At 71.6% G+C, this 15,767-nt stretch carries 15 protein-coding genes and 1 rRNA gene; 12 read left to right on the top strand and 4 right to left on the bottom strand.

Translation table 11 applies throughout. The features are described from left to right. The 7 genes from rrf to ACIG36_RS19335 all read left to right on the top strand — a co-directional run. A 5S ribosomal RNA gene (gene rrf / locus ACIG36_RS19365) occupies positions 1 to 88 on the top strand; the annotation flags it as partial. Positions 89 to 174: 86 nt separating this feature from the next. Continuing rightward, complete coding sequence (locus tag ACIG36_RS19360; protein WP_399928914.1) at positions 175 to 1,353, top strand: acetoin utilization protein AcuC; 1,179 nt, start codon at positions 175 to 177, stop codon at positions 1,351 to 1,353. Positions 1,354 to 1,538: 185 nt separating this feature from the next. Continuing rightward, the gene (locus ACIG36_RS19355; protein ID WP_399928911.1) at positions 1,539 to 2,378 is read left to right on the top strand and encodes a phosphatase; all 840 of its coding nucleotides are present in this window, start codon (positions 1,539 to 1,541) and stop codon (positions 2,376 to 2,378) included. A gap of 128 nt (positions 2,379 to 2,506) precedes the next feature. Continuing rightward, entirely contained in the window at positions 2,507 to 2,716 is a 210-nt protein-coding gene (locus ACIG36_RS19350; RefSeq protein ID WP_399928908.1) for a helix-turn-helix domain-containing protein, read from the top strand. Positions 2,717 to 2,826: 110 nt separating this feature from the next. Then, positions 2,827 to 2,925 carry a 30S ribosomal protein bS22 gene (locus tag ACIG36_RS19345; RefSeq protein WP_003948845.1) on the top strand — a complete coding sequence of 33 codons (99 nt, stop codon included), beginning with the start codon at positions 2,827 to 2,829 and terminating at the stop codon, positions 2,923 to 2,925. A 267-nt stretch (positions 2,926 to 3,192) separates the two neighbouring features. Beyond that, complete coding sequence (locus ACIG36_RS19340) at positions 3,193 to 4,239, top strand: NAD-dependent epimerase/dehydratase family protein (protein WP_399928905.1); 1,047 nt, start codon at positions 3,193 to 3,195, stop codon at positions 4,237 to 4,239. A 14-nt stretch (positions 4,240 to 4,253) separates the two neighbouring features. Continuing rightward, the gene (locus ACIG36_RS19335; RefSeq protein ID WP_399928903.1) at positions 4,254 to 5,291 is read left to right on the top strand and encodes a lysophospholipid acyltransferase family protein; all 1,038 of its coding nucleotides are present in this window, start codon (positions 4,254 to 4,256) and stop codon (positions 5,289 to 5,291) included. Positions 5,292 to 5,378: 87 nt separating this feature from the next. On the opposite strand, the gene ACIG36_RS19330 is transcribed toward ACIG36_RS19335, so the two are convergent. The 4 genes from ACIG36_RS19330 to ACIG36_RS19315 all read right to left on the bottom strand — a co-directional run bounded on the left by ACIG36_RS19330 (position 5,379) and on the right by ACIG36_RS19315 (position 9,431). Continuing rightward, positions 5,379 to 6,566 (bottom strand): DUF5667 domain-containing protein, encoded by a 1,188-nt coding sequence (locus ACIG36_RS19330; RefSeq protein ID WP_399928900.1) that lies wholly within the window; start codon positions 6,564 to 6,566, stop codon positions 5,379 to 5,381. A gap of 215 nt (positions 6,567 to 6,781) precedes the next feature. Continuing rightward, the gene (locus ACIG36_RS19325) at positions 6,782 to 7,582 is read right to left on the bottom strand and encodes an ECF subfamily RNA polymerase sigma factor, BldN family (RefSeq protein ID WP_399928897.1); all 801 of its coding nucleotides are present in this window, start codon (positions 7,580 to 7,582) and stop codon (positions 6,782 to 6,784) included. A 494-nt stretch (positions 7,583 to 8,076) separates the two neighbouring features. Continuing rightward, positions 8,077 to 9,024 (bottom strand): HAD family hydrolase, encoded by a 948-nt coding sequence (locus ACIG36_RS19320; protein ID WP_399928894.1) that lies wholly within the window; start codon positions 9,022 to 9,024, stop codon positions 8,077 to 8,079. A gap of 128 nt (positions 9,025 to 9,152) precedes the next feature. Further along, positions 9,153 to 9,431: a glutaredoxin family protein gene (locus tag ACIG36_RS19315; RefSeq protein ID WP_399928891.1), complete on the bottom strand. Its 279-nt coding sequence runs from the start codon at positions 9,429 to 9,431 to the stop codon at positions 9,153 to 9,155. Between the two features lie 329 nt (positions 9,432 to 9,760). Here ACIG36_RS19315 and ACIG36_RS19310 point away from each other — a divergent pair, with 329 nt between their 5' ends. Genes ACIG36_RS19310 through hemB form a run of 5 tightly spaced genes read left to right on the top strand, consistent with a single transcriptional unit; the run spans position 9,761 to position 15,588 of the window. Beyond that, complete coding sequence (locus ACIG36_RS19310; protein ID WP_399928888.1) at positions 9,761 to 10,555, top strand: redox-sensing transcriptional repressor Rex; 795 nt, start codon at positions 9,761 to 9,763, stop codon at positions 10,553 to 10,555. Then, positions 10,552 to 11,979, top strand: a complete 1,428-nt coding sequence (locus tag ACIG36_RS19305; protein ID WP_399928885.1) for a glutamyl-tRNA reductase — start codon at positions 10,552 to 10,554, stop codon at positions 11,977 to 11,979. The genes ACIG36_RS19310 and ACIG36_RS19305 overlap by 4 nt, the downstream gene beginning before the upstream one ends. Then, entirely contained in the window at positions 11,976 to 12,953 is a 978-nt protein-coding gene (hemC, locus tag ACIG36_RS19300) for a hydroxymethylbilane synthase (protein WP_399928882.1), read from the top strand. The genes ACIG36_RS19305 and hemC overlap by 4 nt, the downstream gene beginning before the upstream one ends. After that, a complete protein-coding gene (locus tag ACIG36_RS19295; protein WP_399928880.1) occupies positions 12,950 to 14,599 on the top strand; it encodes a uroporphyrinogen-III synthase in 1,650 nt (549 codons plus the stop codon). Before hemC ends, ACIG36_RS19295 begins: the two co-directional genes overlap by 4 nt. Then, positions 14,596 to 15,588: a porphobilinogen synthase gene (gene hemB / locus ACIG36_RS19290; protein WP_399928877.1), complete on the top strand. Its 993-nt coding sequence runs from the start codon at positions 14,596 to 14,598 to the stop codon at positions 15,586 to 15,588. Before ACIG36_RS19295 ends, hemB begins: the two co-directional genes overlap by 4 nt. Positions 15,589 to 15,767: the final 179 nt, after the last annotated feature.

Below are 15,767 nucleotides of genomic sequence, written 5' to 3'. Positions count from 1 at the left end.
CGGTTACATTCCGAACCCGGAAGCTAAGCCTTTCAGCGCCGATGGTACTGCAGGGGGGACCCTGTGGGAGAGTAGGACGCCGCCGAACTCCTTTTAGAAAGCCGTGGGCTTCGAGACGAAGAAATTCGCCTCGAAGCCTACGGCTTTTTTGCGTTCCCCGATAGCGTTGCGGCCATGAGCGGCCGATCACAGCTGATGCTGATGTGGGACGAGGCGGTAACGGGCTACGACTTCGGTCCCGGGCATCCGATGGACCCCGTACGGCTCGCCCTGACCATGCGGCTGGTCGAGGCGTACGGGCTGGACCGGGTGGCGCGTACTGTGGCCGCCGCGCCCGCCGGCGATTCGACGCTGCGGCTCGTTCACCGGCCGGACTACATCGAGGCCGTGCGCCGCGCGTCCGCCGATCCGCGGTCCGCCGACGGCTCGTACGGGCTCGGCACGCCGGACGATCCCGCCTTCGCGGGGATGCACGAGGCGGCGGCGCTGATCGCCGGGCTGTCCGTGAGCGGGGCCGAGGCCGTGTGGCGCGGGGAGGCCCTGCACGCGGTGAACTTCACGGGCGGCCTGCACCACGCCATGCCGGGCGGTGCGTCCGGCTTCTGTGTGTACAACGACGCGGCCCTTGCCGTGGCCCGGCTGCTGGAGCTGGGGGCCGAGCGGGTCGCGTACGTGGATGTGGACGTGCACCACGGGGACGGCGTCCAGGCGGTGTTCTGGGACGACCCGCGGGTGCTGACCATCTCGCTGCACGAGCACCCGCGCACGCTCTTCCCGCAGACCGGGTGGCCGGAGGAGACGGGCGGCGAGGGCGCCGAGGGCAGCGCGGTGAATGTGGCGCTGCCGGCGGGAACGGGGGACGCCGGGTGGCTGCGGGCCTTCCACGCGGTCGTACCGGAGCTTCTGGCGACCTTTCAGCCCCAGGTGCTGGTCACCCAGCACGGCGCCGATACGCACTTCGAGGACCCGCTGGCGCACCTGGCCGTCTCCCTCGACGCACAGCGGCTGGTGGCGGAGGCCTGCCACGCGCTGGCGCACGAGCACGCCGGGGGACGGTGGTTGGCGCTGGGCGGTGGGGGATACGCGGTCACGGACGTGGTGCCGCGCTCGTGGACCCACCTCGTGGGCATCGCGGCGGAGCGGCCCGTCGATCCGGAGGCGGCCGTGCCGGAGGAGTGGCGCAGTGAAGTCTTCCGCCGCACCCGCCAGTTGGGACCGCTGCGGATGACGGACGGTCGGAAGCCCGTGTGGCAGGACTTCGTGAGTTCCGGGTACGACCCCGCCGACCGCCTCGACCAGGCCGTGCTCGCCACCCGCCGGGCTGTCTTTCCTTCCCACGGGCTGCTGCCGTAGCCCTCACGGGTTGTTGCCATAGCCCTCACGGGAGTTGCCGCAGCCGTCGCGGGTCGATGTCCACCCCCTGACGGGTCGTTGTCGTGCCTCTGACGGCTCGTTGTCACCGGGCCCGGTTAGCCCGCGCGTGGGACCGCCGCGGCGAATCGGCGGTGCCAACCGGCCCGTTCGGCAAGCATCGTGGCGTGCCGAGCCCCGCTGCCCGCTCCGTCCCCACGTCCCGGGCCCTTCGCGCCCACCTCCTCGCCGCCCGTCTCGCCGGTGACATCGCCACCCAACGGGAGCGGAGCCTGAACCGCTACCGGATGTTCGCGGCCCGCGACCCCCGGGCGCTGATCGGTCTGGAGCCGAAATATGACTGGCGTTTCGCCGACTTGTTGCACCTGATGAGCCAAAGGTGTGGTGTTTCAGCCGATCCCAAGCACACTTCAGGGCATGATGTGATCGACCCGGATCGCACGATGGTGGCACTCGATGCCTTCGCGGACCGCCTCGCCACGGTGGCCGCGGCCGGCTCGCCGGTGCTCGTGGGCACCGGTCATCCGCACCGGCTCCTGGGCTTCTACGCCGCCTTGGCGGCGGGCCTGTCGGCGGCTGGGTGCGATGTCCTCACCCCGGCGCAGGGTCAAAGTGTCGACATAACGACCCGGTTCGGCGTACGCACGTACAACCTTGATTACGTCCGGGGAGTCGCGCTGATGCGTGAACCCGGCGCGCGAAAACCCCGGAGTGAGCCGGGCGCGCATACTCATTCGCCGCTCCCGGTTCGTACCGCGCTGGCCGTCGCGGCCGGGGGTGACGGGCCCCTGCCGGCCTTGGTCATCGGGGACCACGGATGGGTCTGCGGGGCAGGTCAGCTGGGCATTGAGGCCATCGGGCTGGCCGACTCCGACGACCCCGCGCTGTTCGTCGGAGAGGCCGAGGGGCGAGTGTCCGTCGCCGTTCCGCTTGATGACACTGTGCGGTCTGATTACTACCGACCGCTTACTCGCTATGTACTCAATCGAGCGTGTCTGTCACAGTAGGCGGCCGATGGCTGCTCCTCTTCCCCACTCGCATCACCCGCCCCTAACCTGGGGAGTGAGCGCGCAGCGACGAGGAGTCACCGGAGGGGAAGCCGGTGCGCGTCATGTGCGGAAGGTTCAGGTGTGTCATGGCTGCTGGCGAAAGGCCTCTCAGCGAGGTTCAGTTCCTGACCGTGGCGGAAGTCGCCTCGGTGATGCGAGTGTCCAAGATGACCGTGTACCGCTTGGTGCACAGCGGTCATCTGCCGGCGATCCGGGTGGGCAGGTCCTTCCGGGTCCCAGAGAACGCGGTGCACGAGTACCTCCGGGAGTCCTTCGTGGGGGTGGAAACAGCCTGATCGTCCCCTCGGATTACGCTGTTCGCCCGGTGCCGGGTAGGCTGGCCCGATGTAGGTCGTGTGGGCTCGGACGCCCCGCACCGAGTGAATCGATGTAAGCGAGGGTAGTCGTGGGCTCTGTTATCAAGAAGCGGCGCAAGCGGATGGCCAAGAAGAAGCACCGCAAGCTGCTCAAGCGCACGCGTGTTCAGCGTCGCAACAAGAAGTAAGCAGCGCCGCTGTGCTCGACCCGCAGCCCTCCCGCCGTTCCTCGGCGGGAGGGCTGCGGTGCGTTGCGGTGAGTGAGACTCTCGCTACGGCTTGAAATGTCGCCCGGTCCCACCGGCGGTCATCACAGTGCAACAACGACCCGCTACGGTGGCCGCGACAGGGCACCCCTCATCGAGTGCTCCGCCTGTCGCGCGCACCCCTCGTCGAAGGCACCGCTCGTCGGGGGCACCGCTCGTCGGGTGAGGGTGGGAAGGAAGGCGCTGATCTTGGGCAAGGTCGTGCTCGTCACCGGAGTCGCACGGCAACTGGGCGGTCGCTTCGTCCGACGGATCCAGCGCGAGCCCGACGTCGACCGGGTCATCGGGGTGGACGCAGTGCCACCCGAGCACCATCTCGGCGGGGCCGAATTCCTACGGGCGGACATCCGCCACCCCACGATCGGCAGGGTCCTCGCCGAGCAGTCCGTGGACACCGTCGTCCACATGGACGTCAACGGCACCCCCCTGGGCAAGCGCGGCAGCCGGGCCACGGTCAAGGAGACCAACGTCATCGGCACCATGCAGCTGCTCGGCGCCTGCCAGAAGACGCCCTCCGTCAAGCGGCTCGTGGTGAAGTCGAGCACGAACGTGTACGGTTCCGCGCCCCGCGACCCCGCGGTCTTCACCGAGACCACCCCGCCCAAATCGCTGCCCAGCGGCGGCTTCGCCAAGGACGCCGTCGAGGTCGAGGGCTACGTCCGCGGCTTCGCCCGCCGTCGGCCCGACGTCGCCGTGTACGTGCTGCGGTTCGCGAACATCCTCGGGCCCTGCGCCGACTCGCCGCTCGCCGAGTACTTCTCGCTGCCCGTGCTGCCCTCCGTCCTCGGCTTCGACCCCCGTCTGCAGTTCGTGCACGAGGACGACGCCATCGAGGTGCTGCGCATCGCCGCGGGCGACACCAACCGATCCACCCTCAACAGCGGCACCTTCAACATCGCGGGTGACGGCGTGCTGCTGCTCTCCCAGGCCGCCAGGCGCCTCGGACGGCCCACGCTGCCGTTCTTCCTGCCCACCGTCACCTGGGTGGGCTCGGCCCTGCGATCGGCGGGCTTCCTGGACTTCTCGCCCGAACAGATCCGGCTGCTGACCCACGGCCGGGTGGTGGAGACGCGGCAGATGCGCGAGACGCTGGGCTTCCAGCCGCGGTACACCACCCCGGAGGCCTTCGAGGACTTCGCCCGCAGCCGCGGCCCGGGGCTGCTGCCGCCCGAGACCCTCGCCCGTACCGTCGACCGGATCGCCGCGCTGATGCCTGCCGGCCGCGGCCAGAAGTGAGGAGCGCACGCACCATGGCCGATGCAAAGGTCATCCCGTTCGGCGAGGAGCCCCGCTCCAAGAGAAGGACCAAGCGCTCGGGGACGGGCCGCGCGAACCGGGCACCGGCCCCGCTCGCCCCCGTACCGGCCCCCCGGGACGAGCAGCGGCCGTCCGCCACCACCGACGGGCAGCCGGACACCGCCGCCGGCCGGGCCCCGGCCGGGGACGGCGGCGGCTGGGAGCGGAAGGTCGCCCACGGGCTGAGCTTCCTGCGGCGGCGCCTGACCGGCGACTACGAGGTCGACGACTTCGGGTACGACCAGGAGCTCACCGACCAGGTCGTGATGTCCGTCCTGCGGCCCTTCAAGGAGAAGTACTTCCGGGTCGAGGTGAAGGGCATCGAGAACATCCCGGACAAGGGCGCGGCACTGATCGTCGCCAACCACTCCGGCACCCTGCCCGTCGACGGGCTGATGCTCCAGGTCGCCGTGCACGACCACCACCCGGCCGGCCGCAACGTGCGGATGCTCGCCGCGGACCTGGTCTTCGTGCTGCCCCTGATCAACGAGCTCTCCCGCAAGCTCGGGCACACCCTCGCCTGCGCCGAGGACGCCCAGAAGCTGCTGGAGCGCGGCGAGGTGGTGGGGGTGATGCCGGAGGGCTTCAAGGGCATCGGGAAGCCGTTCTCCGAGCGGTACAAGCTCCAGCGCTTCGGGCGGGGCGGCTTCGTCCAGACGGCACTGCGTGCCGGTGCGCCGATCGTGCCGTGCTCGATCGTCGGGGCGGAGGAGATCTACCCGATGCTCGGCAACTCCAAGACCGTCGCGCGGCTGCTGGGCATCCCGTACTTCCCGCTGACGCCCGCGTTCCCCTGGCTCGGGCCGCTGGGCCTGGTGCCGCTGCCGACGAAGTGGACGATCCAGTTCGGGGAGCCGATCCCCACGGACGGCTATCCGCCGGAGGCGGCCGACGACCCTGTGCTGATGTTCGACCTCACCGACCAGGTGCGGGAAACGATTCAGCACACCCTCTACAAGCTGCTCGTGCAGCGGCGGTCGGTGTTCTTCTGATCCGTCCGGATGATCCGGACGGACCGCCGAAGAACACCGACCGCCGTGAGCGAGCCCGCTGCCGGGGCTCGTCCTGCCGCTCGTCTCCTACCGCTCGTCGTCCCCGTGGATGCCGAGGCCCGGGAGGATGTCCGGGGGGATCAGCGGGGGGATCGTGATGTCGGGCTGCTTGGACGGCTTGCCGTCCTTGCCGTGCGCCCGGTCCGGGCCCGCGCCGCCCGAGCTGGGCGCCGGGCGCAGCAGGCCCGTACCGCCCAGCAGGCCCTCGTCCTCGTGGGCGCCCGGCGAGGCCTGCTGCGGCTTCCCGCCGGGGTGCTTGCCGTCGGCCGTCGCCGGGGTCTTCGAGGCGGGCGCGGACTGGCCCTTGCTGCCCGAGGCACCGTGCGGGGCGGAGCCGCCCCGGCCCGCCGAGCCGGCCTTGCCGTGCTTGTCGTCCGGCAGCAGCGACCGCAGCGGCCCGACCTGATCGTCTATGGCGTCGAAGACCGAACTCACATCGTCGGCCACGTCGGTCAGCTGGACCGGCAGCCGGTCGCGCAGGCGGCTCCAGCCATCACGCTGGGAGGAGGCGAAGGACGACAGCCGCTGGATCGCCCCGAGCGAGCCGTCGCGCTCGTAGACGCCGCGCAGCAGCCGGTGGCCCTCGGCCGCGTCCTGGTGCATGCCGAAGAGGGTCCTGCGGATCTCGGTCAGCGACTCGCCGTCGAGCTCGCCCGAACGGCCGCGCTCCATCAGCCTGCGGGCCTCGCCGAGGCGGGTCGAGGCCTGGTCCAGGAGCAGACCGCCGCGGGCCGAGTCACCGTCGGCCATGCCGAGCTTGAGGTCCTCCATGCCGCGCTTGAGCCCGTACAGCGTGTCGCCGGGCAGGGCGTCGGTGCTCGCCGCGGCCACGCCGCCGAAGGCGCCCGCCGCCACGCCCACCGTGAGCCCGCCCGCGGCGAGCCCCTTGGACCAGCGGGAGCGCGGCCTGAGCCGGCTCAGCGGACCCGCCCGGTGTGCTCCCCGGCCGGAACTCTGCTGAGGGACGGCCGCCCCTCCCGCGAACTGGGCTTCCATGGCGGCGATCAGCTGCGCCCGCTGCACGGTTTTGACCTCGGCGTCCAGCACGGGCGACGGCAGTGCGCCGAGCCCGCCCGCCACGGCCAACAGCCTTGCCTGCTCGGCGTCTTCCGCCGATGGCTCGGGCTGTGCGGCCGCGGCACTCTGGACTTCCTGGTCCTCCAGGGCCTGGGCGAAGGCGTTCGCCCGCCGGTGCGCCGATACATTCGCGATCACAGGCGGCACCTCCTCTCGTCATGACGGTCGACTCCCCTGGGCACCTGAAGGGTTGCACGCCTTGAGAACATCCACTCGATCGAGTGAGTGAATGCGGGCATGTTGTGGCATCGGGAAGTCTGCATCCCGGACAACGAGCGGCGCGGCAGTCGGGTTACGCGGCCAGAACGAGGTGACCGCCGGCGAGTGAATCCAGGCATCGGGTCGGCGTGATGTCAGCGGGCGTCGTCCGGAAGGAGTCTTGCCAGGGTGCGCACGGCCCGGTACTGCAGGGTCTTGATCGCGCCCTCGTTCTTCCCCATCACCCGCGCGGTCTCGGCGACGGACAGGCCCTGGAGGAAGCGCAGGGTCACACACTCCTGCTGCTGCGGGTTGAGCTTGCGCACCGCCTCCAACAGGGCGGCGTTGGAAAGGGATTCGAGGACGGAGTCCTCCGGGCTGCGCTCGACCTCGTTGGCGTCGAGCATCTCTCCGGTGGTCACCTCGAGGCGGAACCTCGACGACTTGAAGTGATCGGCGACCAGGTTGCGGGCGATGGTCACCAGCCAGGCGCCGAAGTCGCGGCCCTGCCAGGTGAAGGTGCCGATCCGGCGCAGAGCACGCAGGAACGTCTCGCTCGTGAGGTCCTCCGCCGTGGCCCTGCCGCCCACGCGGTAGTAGATGTAGCGGTAGACGGTGTCGGCGTACTGGTCGTAGAGGCGGCCGAAGGCCTCGGCCTCGCCCGCCTGGGCGCGCTCGACCAGGTCGAGCATGCGGGCGCTGTCGCTGTCGGCGCTCGGGCGGCGGGTCGTAGTGGTCGTACCGGCGCCGGCCCCTCGGCGGGCGCGTCTGCCGACGGCCGCGCTGCTCTCGGCGAGGGCGTAGCAGGGGCCGGCGGGGCCTCCCACTACGGCAGGGGCGAGCGTGGCGAAGGCGGGGACGGCGTACGCGGTGGGGACGAAGCCGCGCAGACGGTCGACGACCGCTGCGCGCAGCGTAGCCAGGCCCGAGGCGTCAACCCCGACGTGTGGGTACACGGGACTCCCAGAGGCAGAGCTTCCATCACGTGCAGTGCCGGGCCGTTCACTCGTCGTAGGGACAAGCGGGTACCGGCTTGCGTCTGAGGAGAATAACCCTTCGTACAGGCAGCGCTACACCGAGTTGCTCAAATCATCGTTTCCGTTCGGTCTGCATCCCATTGATGACAGATCAAATATCGAACTGCGAACGGAAGTTGACCGAATTTGCCGATGGTGTGGCCGATTGGGCAGCGTGTTGTGGCAATCCGGACACGACAGGACTGTCGTGGGCCATGTGGGGGTATGACAACAGGATTGCCTGTGCGGCGTGTTCGGTTACGGGCTGTGGCCAGGAGGCGCGCCGGAGTTGTCGCCCGTACCGGTGACGGCGCCGCTGACGCCGCCAACGGGCCCGCGCGGGCCCGGGAGTTCGCGGAAGGGCGGACGGGGGCGGACGGCAGCGGGCGGAGTGCGTCCGCCGGGTGCGTCCGTGAAGGGTGCGCGGAACGGGGTCAGTGGCGGCGGCGGTGCAGGGCGACCGCGGCCGCGGCGCCGCCCGCCAGGGCGCCCACGCCGGCCGCCGCGGGGATGCCGATCCGGGCCGCCTTGCGGCCCGTGCGGTAGTCGCGCAGCCGCCAGCCGCGCTCGCGCGCGTGCTTGCGCAGCCGGCTGTCGGGGTTGATCGCGTAGGGGTGCCCGACGAGCGAGAGCATCGGGATGTCGTTGGCGGAGTCGCTGTAGGCGGCGCAGCGCGAGAGGTCCAGGCCCTCGGCCGCGGCCAGCGCCCGTACCGCCTCGGCCTTGGCGGGGCCGTGCAGGAGCTCGCCGACCAGCTTGCCGGTGTACACCCCGCCGATCGACTCGGCGACGGTGCCCAGCGCGCCGGTCAGCCCGAGCCGGCGGGCGATGATCGTGGCGGTCTCCACGGGCGCGGCCGTCACCAGCCACACCTTCTGCCCGGCGTCCAGGTGCGCCTGGGCGAGGGCGCGGGTGCCGGGCCAGATGCGCTCGGCCATGTACTCGTCGTAGATGTCCTCGCCGATGGTCATCAGCTCCGAGACGCGGTGGCCCTTGACGATCGACAGGACGCTGTCGCGGGCCTCCTGCATGTGCTCGGGGTCCTCGATGCCCGCCAGCCGGAACCAGGCCTGCTGCCAGGCGAAGCGGGCCAGCTCGCGCTTGCCGAAGAAGTGCCGCTTGTACAGCCCGCGGCCGAAGTGGAAGATCGCGGCGCCCTGCATGACCGTGTTGTCGAGGTCGAAGAACGCGGCCGCACGCTCGTCACCCGAGACGGGGAATTCCGGCTCGGGCACTTCGGGGGCGGTGGCCTGGCCCTCGGCCAGCGCTTCCTCGTTCTCCTGCGCGGACTTGCGGGCTGCCTCCGCCGCGGCCTCGCCTGCCAGCACGCTGCGTGCGGTGGCGGAGCGCCTGCGGTGGGTGATCCATCCGAGTGCGGCCATGCCGCGAGCATAGCCAGTTTGTTCGGGGTAACCGGAAGCGGGGACGCTGCGATGGCGTGAACTCTGTGCGTCCGGCCGGTTACCCGCCGCGTCGCGCGCGGGCGATCGGCCGGTGATCGGCGGGTGATTCAGCCGCCGAGGGCCTTGCGCAGCCGGTCGGGGTTGACGCGCCAGAAGTCGTGCTGGGCGCCGTCGACGAGGACGACCGGGATCTGCTCCCAGTACCTGCGGTGGAGCTCCTCGTCCTGGGTGATGTCCTTCTTCTCCCAGCGGGCGCCCAGCTCGCCGCAGACCTCGGCGATGACGGCCTCGGCGTCGTCGCACAGGTGGCAGCCGGGCTTGCCGATCAGCGTGACGACGCTGTCGGCGGGGTTCTTGCGGGCGCCGCGGCGCAGGAGAGGGCTCATGGCCTCCAGTGTGCCGGGCCGCGGGAATGGGTGCCTGAGTCGACTACCATCATGGGCGTTTTGTTGGTGTCCGGGGGTATAGCGGTGAGGAGTGAGCGCCCGTGTCCCCGTCCACGCGCCCATGGGGCTCCTGTGGCTGGTGTGGCAGTCGCGGTGGTGCGGGCGGCGGTTCCCGGATCGGGCGGAATCACCGCGTGACACCCATCACGTTGGCCGGGCAAATCGGACACCATCTTTGTGCACGCGTTCACAAAGGCATAGCCTGCGTTCGACGGGGCGGTCCTGGGACGAGGCGCCGCCCGCAGCCCCGCTCTACCCGCAGGAGCACCGTGGCAACTGGCCGAACTCACCGACCGGCGACCCGAAGCCGAGGGATTCCCGAGGCCACCGTCGCCCGGCTACCGCTGTATCTGCGTGCGCTGACCGCGCTCTCCGAGCGCTCGGTCCCCACGGTCTCCTCCGAGGAACTCGCGACCGCGGCCGGCGTGAACTCCGCCAAGCTCCGCAAGGACTTCAGCTACCTCGGCTCCTACGGCACCCGCGGCGTCGGCTACGACGTCGAGTACCTCGTCTACCAGATCTCCCGGGAACTGGGCCTGACCCAGGACTGGCCGGTAGTGATCGTCGGCATCGGCAACCTCGGCGCCGCCCTCGCCAACTACGGCGGCTTCGCCTCGCGCGGCTTCCGCGTCGCCGCCCTCATCGACGCCGACCCCGCCATGGCCGGCAAGCCCGTCGCCGGGCTGCCCGTACGCCACACCGACGAGCTCGAGTCGATCATCAGCGACAACGGCGTCTCCATCGGCGTCATCGCCACCCCCGCCGGCGCCGCCCAGCAGGTCTGCGACCGCCTCGTGGCCGCCGGGATCACCTCGATCCTCAACTTCGCGCCGACCGTGCTGTCCGTGCCCGAGGGCGTGGACGTGCGCAAGGTCGACCTCTCCATCGAGCTGCAGATCCTGGCCTTCCACGAGCAGCGCAAGGCCGGCGAGGAGACCGGCCAGGCCACCACCGCCACGCCCGCGCCCGCGCAGCCGCGCACGGGCACCCAGGCCCGTACGGCCGCGGCCGCGGGCAGCAGGAAGGGACCGGACGGGGACGTACCCGCCGTGATGCCGGCATGAGTCTGCTCGTCGTCGGCCTCAGCCACCGCAGCGCGCCCGTCAGCGTGCTCGAGCGCGCCGCCCTGCCCCGCGAGACGCAGGCCCGCCTCGTGCACGACGCCCTGGCCGCCGAGCCCGCCACCGAGGCGGCGGTGCTGGCCACCTGCAACCGCATCGAGCTCTACGCCGACGTCGACAAGTTCCACGCCGGCGTCGCCGAGCTGTCCACGCTGCTCGCCCACCACTCGGGCGTCGGCCTGGAGGAGCTCACCCCCTACCTGTACGTCCACTACGAGGACCGGGCCGTCCACCACCTGTTCTCGGTGGCGTGCGGGCTGGACTCCATGGTCGTCGGCGAGGGCCAGATCCTCGGCCAGATCAAGGACGCCCTCGCGCTCGGCCAGGAGCTGCACACCGCCGGACGCCTGCTGAACGACCTCTTCCAGCAGGCCCTGCGGGTCGGCAAGCGCGCCCACAGCGAGACCGGCATCGACAAGGCCGGCCAGTCGCTGGTCACCTTCGGCCTCGAGCAGCTCGCCGGCGGCCGCACCGTCGCCGACTGGGCCGCGGGCAAGCGGGCCCTGGTCATCGGCGCCGGCTCCATGTCCTCCCTGGCCGCCGCCACCCTCGCGCGCGCGGGCGTCGCCCACGTGGCCGTCGCCAACCGCACCCCCGAACGCGCCGAACGCCTGGCGAAGATCCTCACCGAGCCGGGCGCCCCCGGCGTCCCCGCGGGCCTCACCGCCTCCGCCGCAGACATGGCCTCGGTCCCCGGCGAGCTGGCACTCGCCGACATCGTGGTCTCCTGCACCGGCGCCACCGGCCTGGTCCTGACCGCCGACGCCGTACGCGAGGCCCTGGCCGCCCGCCGGGACGTGCTGTGCGCCGTCGAGGAGACCTGCGCTCCCACCTCCCTGGCCCTGCTCGACCTGGCCATGCCCCGCGACATCGACGCCGCCGTCCACCGCCTGGACGGCGAGGGCGCCCGCCTCGTCGACATCGAGACCCTGGCCGAGGCGTCCGCCGACGCCCCCATGGCCGCCGACGTCGACCAGGTGCGCGCCATCGTCTCCGACGAGGTCGCAGCCTTCGGCGCCGCCCAGCGCGCCGCCCACATCACCCCCACCGTGGTCGCCCTGCGCACCATGGCCGCGGACGTCGTCGCGGGCGAGATGGCCCGCCTCAACGGCCGCCTGCCCGACCTCGACGACAAGCAGCGCGCGGAGATCACCCAGACCGTGCGCCGCGTGGTCGACAAGCTCCTGCACGCGCCCACCGTGCGCGTCAAGGAGCTCGCCTCCACCCCCGGCGGCGCCGGCTACGCCGACGCCCTGCGGGAACTCTTCGACCTCGACCCGCAGGCGGTCGCGGCCGTCAGCCGGGCCGATCTCCGGCACGCCGGCCCCACCACCGGCAGCCCCAACACAGCACGGGAGTCGGCATGAACGACACCACCACCCCGCCGCGGCGCCCGCTGCGGCTCGGCACCCGCCGAAGCCAACTCGCCATGGCCCAGTCCGGGCAGGTGGCCGAGGCCGTGCGACAGCTGACCGGACACCCGGTCGAGCTGGTCGAGATCACCACCTACGGCGACGTCTCCCGCGAGGCCCTGGCCCAGATCGGCGGCACCGGCGTCTTCGTCTCCGCGCTGCGCGACGCGCTGCTCGACGACGAGATCGACTTCGCGGTGCACTCGCTGAAGGACCTGCCCACCACGCAGCCCGACGACCTCGTGCTGGCCGCGATCCCGCGCCGCGAGGACCCGCGCGACGTGCTCGTCGCCCGCGACGGCCTGACCTTCGAGCACCTGCCGCACGGCGCCAGGGTGGGCACCGGCTCGCCGCGCCGCATGGCACAGCTCAACGCCTGGGCCCGCACCCTCGGCCTCGAGATCGAGACCGTGCCCATCCGCGGCAACGTCGACACCCGCATCGGCATGGTCGCCAAGGGCGACCTCGACGCCGTGGTGCTGGCCGCCGCCGGCCTCACCCGACTGGGCCGGATCGGGGAAGCCACCCAGTTCCTGGAGCCCGACCAGATTTTGCCCGCCCCCGGCCAGGGGGCCCTGGCGATCGAGTGCGCCGCGACCAACGCACCCCTCGCCGCCGCGCTCGCCGCGCTCGACGACCCGCACACGCGGGCCGCCGTGACGGCCGAGCGTGCCCTGCTCGCCGCCCTGGAGGCCGGCTGCAGTGCGCCCGTGGGCGCACTTGCCGACCTGCTGGGCGACGGCCAGGTTGTCACCGAAATGCGCCTGCGCGGCGTCGTCGGCTCGACCGACGGCTCGACGCTGGTGCAGCTGTCCACCACCGGTCCCGTACCCGCCTCCCAGGAGGACGCCCTTGCCCTCGGCCGCGGTCTCGCCGCCGAGATGCTCGACAAGGGTGCGGCCGGTCTTATGGGGGAGCGAGCACATTGAACCCCACCGCCCCGAACCACCCCGCGCACGGGCACGTCACCTTCCTCGGTGCCGGCCCCGGAGACCCGGGACTGCTGACGCTGCGCGCCGTGGAGGCACTGGCGTCCGCGGACGTCCTGATCGCCGATCCGCAGGTGCTCGACGTGGTGCGCGCGCATGCCCGCGGCAGCGTGGACATGCCGGCGCAGACGGTTACTGACGAGTCATCAAAGTCCGCCGGTATCCCCGTCCTCAGGGACACCGCCAATCTTGTCATGTCGGCCGCGCGCAGCGGCAAGCGGGTCGTCCGAGCCGTCCTCGGCGACCCCGGACTCGACGGCAACGCCGCCGACGAGATGCTGGCCTGCGCCGACGGCGGCATCACCTTCGAGGTCGTACCCGGCGTCGCCACCGCCGTCGGCGTACCCGCCTACGCCGGCGTCCCGCTGCGCGACGGACAGGGCGGCGACGTCCGCTTCGTCGACGCCCGCACCGCCACCCCAGTCTGCTGGGCCGAGGTCGGCGCCAGCGAGGTCACCGCGGTCGTCTCCACCACCCTCGACTGCGTCGTCGCAGCCGCCGGCGAACTGGTCTCCGCCGGCCGCAAGCCCGACACGCCCCTCAGCGTCACCGTCGCCGGCACCACCACCCGCCAGCGCACCTGGACCGCCACCCTCGGCACCCTCCAGCAGACGCTCAAGGCCGCCAAGGTCCTGCCCTCCGCCGACGGCGCCCAGCCCGTCATAGCCGTGGTCGGCGAGCGCAGCGCCGCCGAACAGCGCGACCGCCTCTCCTGGTTCGAGTCCAAGCCCCTCTTCGGCTGGAACGTCCTCGTACCGCGCACCAAGGAACAGGCCGCCTCGCTCTCCGACCAGCTCCGCTCCTACGGCGCCGTGCCCAGCGAGGTCCCCACCATCGCCGTGGAACCCCCGCGCACCCCCCAGCAGATGGAGCGCGCGGTCAAGGGCCTGGTCACCGGCCGCTACGAGTGGATCGCCTTCACCTCCGTCAACGCCGTCAAGGCCGTCCGCGAGAAGTTCGAGGAATACGGCCTCGACGCGCGCGCCTTCGCCGGCATCAAGGTCGCGGCCGTCGGCGAACAGACCGCCAAGTCCCTCGTCGAATTCGGCGTCAAGCCCGACCTCGTGCCCTCCGGCGAGCAGTCCGCCGCCGGCCTGCTCGAGGACTGGCCCCCCTACGACCCGGTCTTCGACCCCATCGACCGCGTCTTCCTGCCCCGCGCCGACATCGCCACCGAAACCCTGGTGGCCGGCCTGATCGAACTGGGCTGGGAGGTCGACGACGTCACCGCCTACCGCACCGTACGGGCCTCCCCGCCGCCGGCCGAGACCCGCGAGGCGATCAAGGGCGGCGGCTTCGACGCCGTCCTGTTCACCTCGTCCTCCACCGTGCGGAACCTCGTCGGCATCGCCGGCAAGCCCCACAATGTCACCGTCATCGCCTGCATCGGCCCGGCCACCGCCAAGACGGCGGAGGAACACGGCCTGCGGGTGGACGTGCTGTCGCCCGAGCCCTCGGTGCACAAGCTGGCCGAGGCGCTCGCGGAGTTCGGCGCGGCCCGGCGCGACGCGGCCCTCGAGGCCGGCGATCCGGTCACCCGCCCGAGCGAGCGGCGACCCGGATCACGCAGAAGGGCACGCAGTTGAGCACCACCTACGGAACGTTCCCCGGCTCCCGGCCCCGGCGCCTGCGCACCACCCCGGCCATGCGCCGGATGGTCGCCGAGTACCGGCTCGACCCGTCCGACCTGATCCTTCCCGCCTTCGTGCGGGAAGGGATCAGCGAGCCGGCGCCGATCTCGGCCATGCCCGGGGTCGTCCAGCACACCCGCGACACCCTGCGCAAGGCCGCCGTCGAGGCGCTGGAGGCCGGCGTCGCCGGAATCATGCTGTTCGGCGTGCCCGAGGACGCCAAGAAGGACGCCCTCGGCACCGCCGGCACCGACCCCGACGGCATCCTCCAGGTCGCCATCCGCGACGTGAAGGCCGAAGTCGGCGACGAACTCGTCATCATGTCCGACCTCTGCCTGGACGAATTCACCGACCACGGCCACTGCGGCGTCCTCGACGCCGAGGGCCGCGTCGACAACGACGCCACCCTCGAGCGCTACGCCGAGATGGCCCAGGTCCAGGCCGACGCCGGCGTCCACGTCGTCGGCCCCAGCGGCATGATGGACGGCCAGGTCGGCGTCATCCGCGACGCCCTCGACCAGACCGGCCACGAGGACGTCTCCATCCTCGCCTACACCGTCAAGTACGCCTCCGCCTTCTACGGACCCTTCCGTGAGGCCATCGGCTCCTCGCTGCGGGGCGACCGCAAGAGCTACCAGCAGGACCCGGCCAACCTCCGCGAATCGATGCGCGAACTCGCACTCGACCTCGCCGAAGGCGCCGACATGGTCATGGTCAAGCCCGCGCTGCCCTACCTCGACGTCCTCGCCAAGATCGCCGACAGCGTCGACGTGCCCGTCGCCGCCTACCAGATCTCCGGCGAATACGCGATGGTCGAAGCCGCCGCCGCCAACGGCTGGATCGACCGCGACCAGGCGATCATGGAAACCCTCACCGGCATCAAGCGCGCCGGCGCCAACATGATCCTCACCTACTGGGCGACCGAGGCCGCACGCCGCCTCTGACCGCCCGCCCCACGGCGCCCGTCACGCAACGCAATGGCGGTGCCCCCGGCCACACCGGCCCGGGAGCACCGCCATCGTCATACCCGCACCTGCGACACCCTCGCGCCTGCACGACATTTGCGCAGCTCACGCCAGAGGAGGCGCATAGTTCACGATCGTCACCCACACAGGTCGTCTCT

Origin of the sequence: Streptomyces sp. NPDC053048, assembly GCF_044547045.1 — a bacterium.
Classification (GTDB): domain Bacteria; phylum Actinomycetota; class Actinomycetes; order Streptomycetales; family Streptomycetaceae; genus Streptomyces.
The sequence above is the reverse complement of the archived record's forward strand: the minus strand, read 5'-3'. Positions and strand labels throughout refer to the sequence as shown.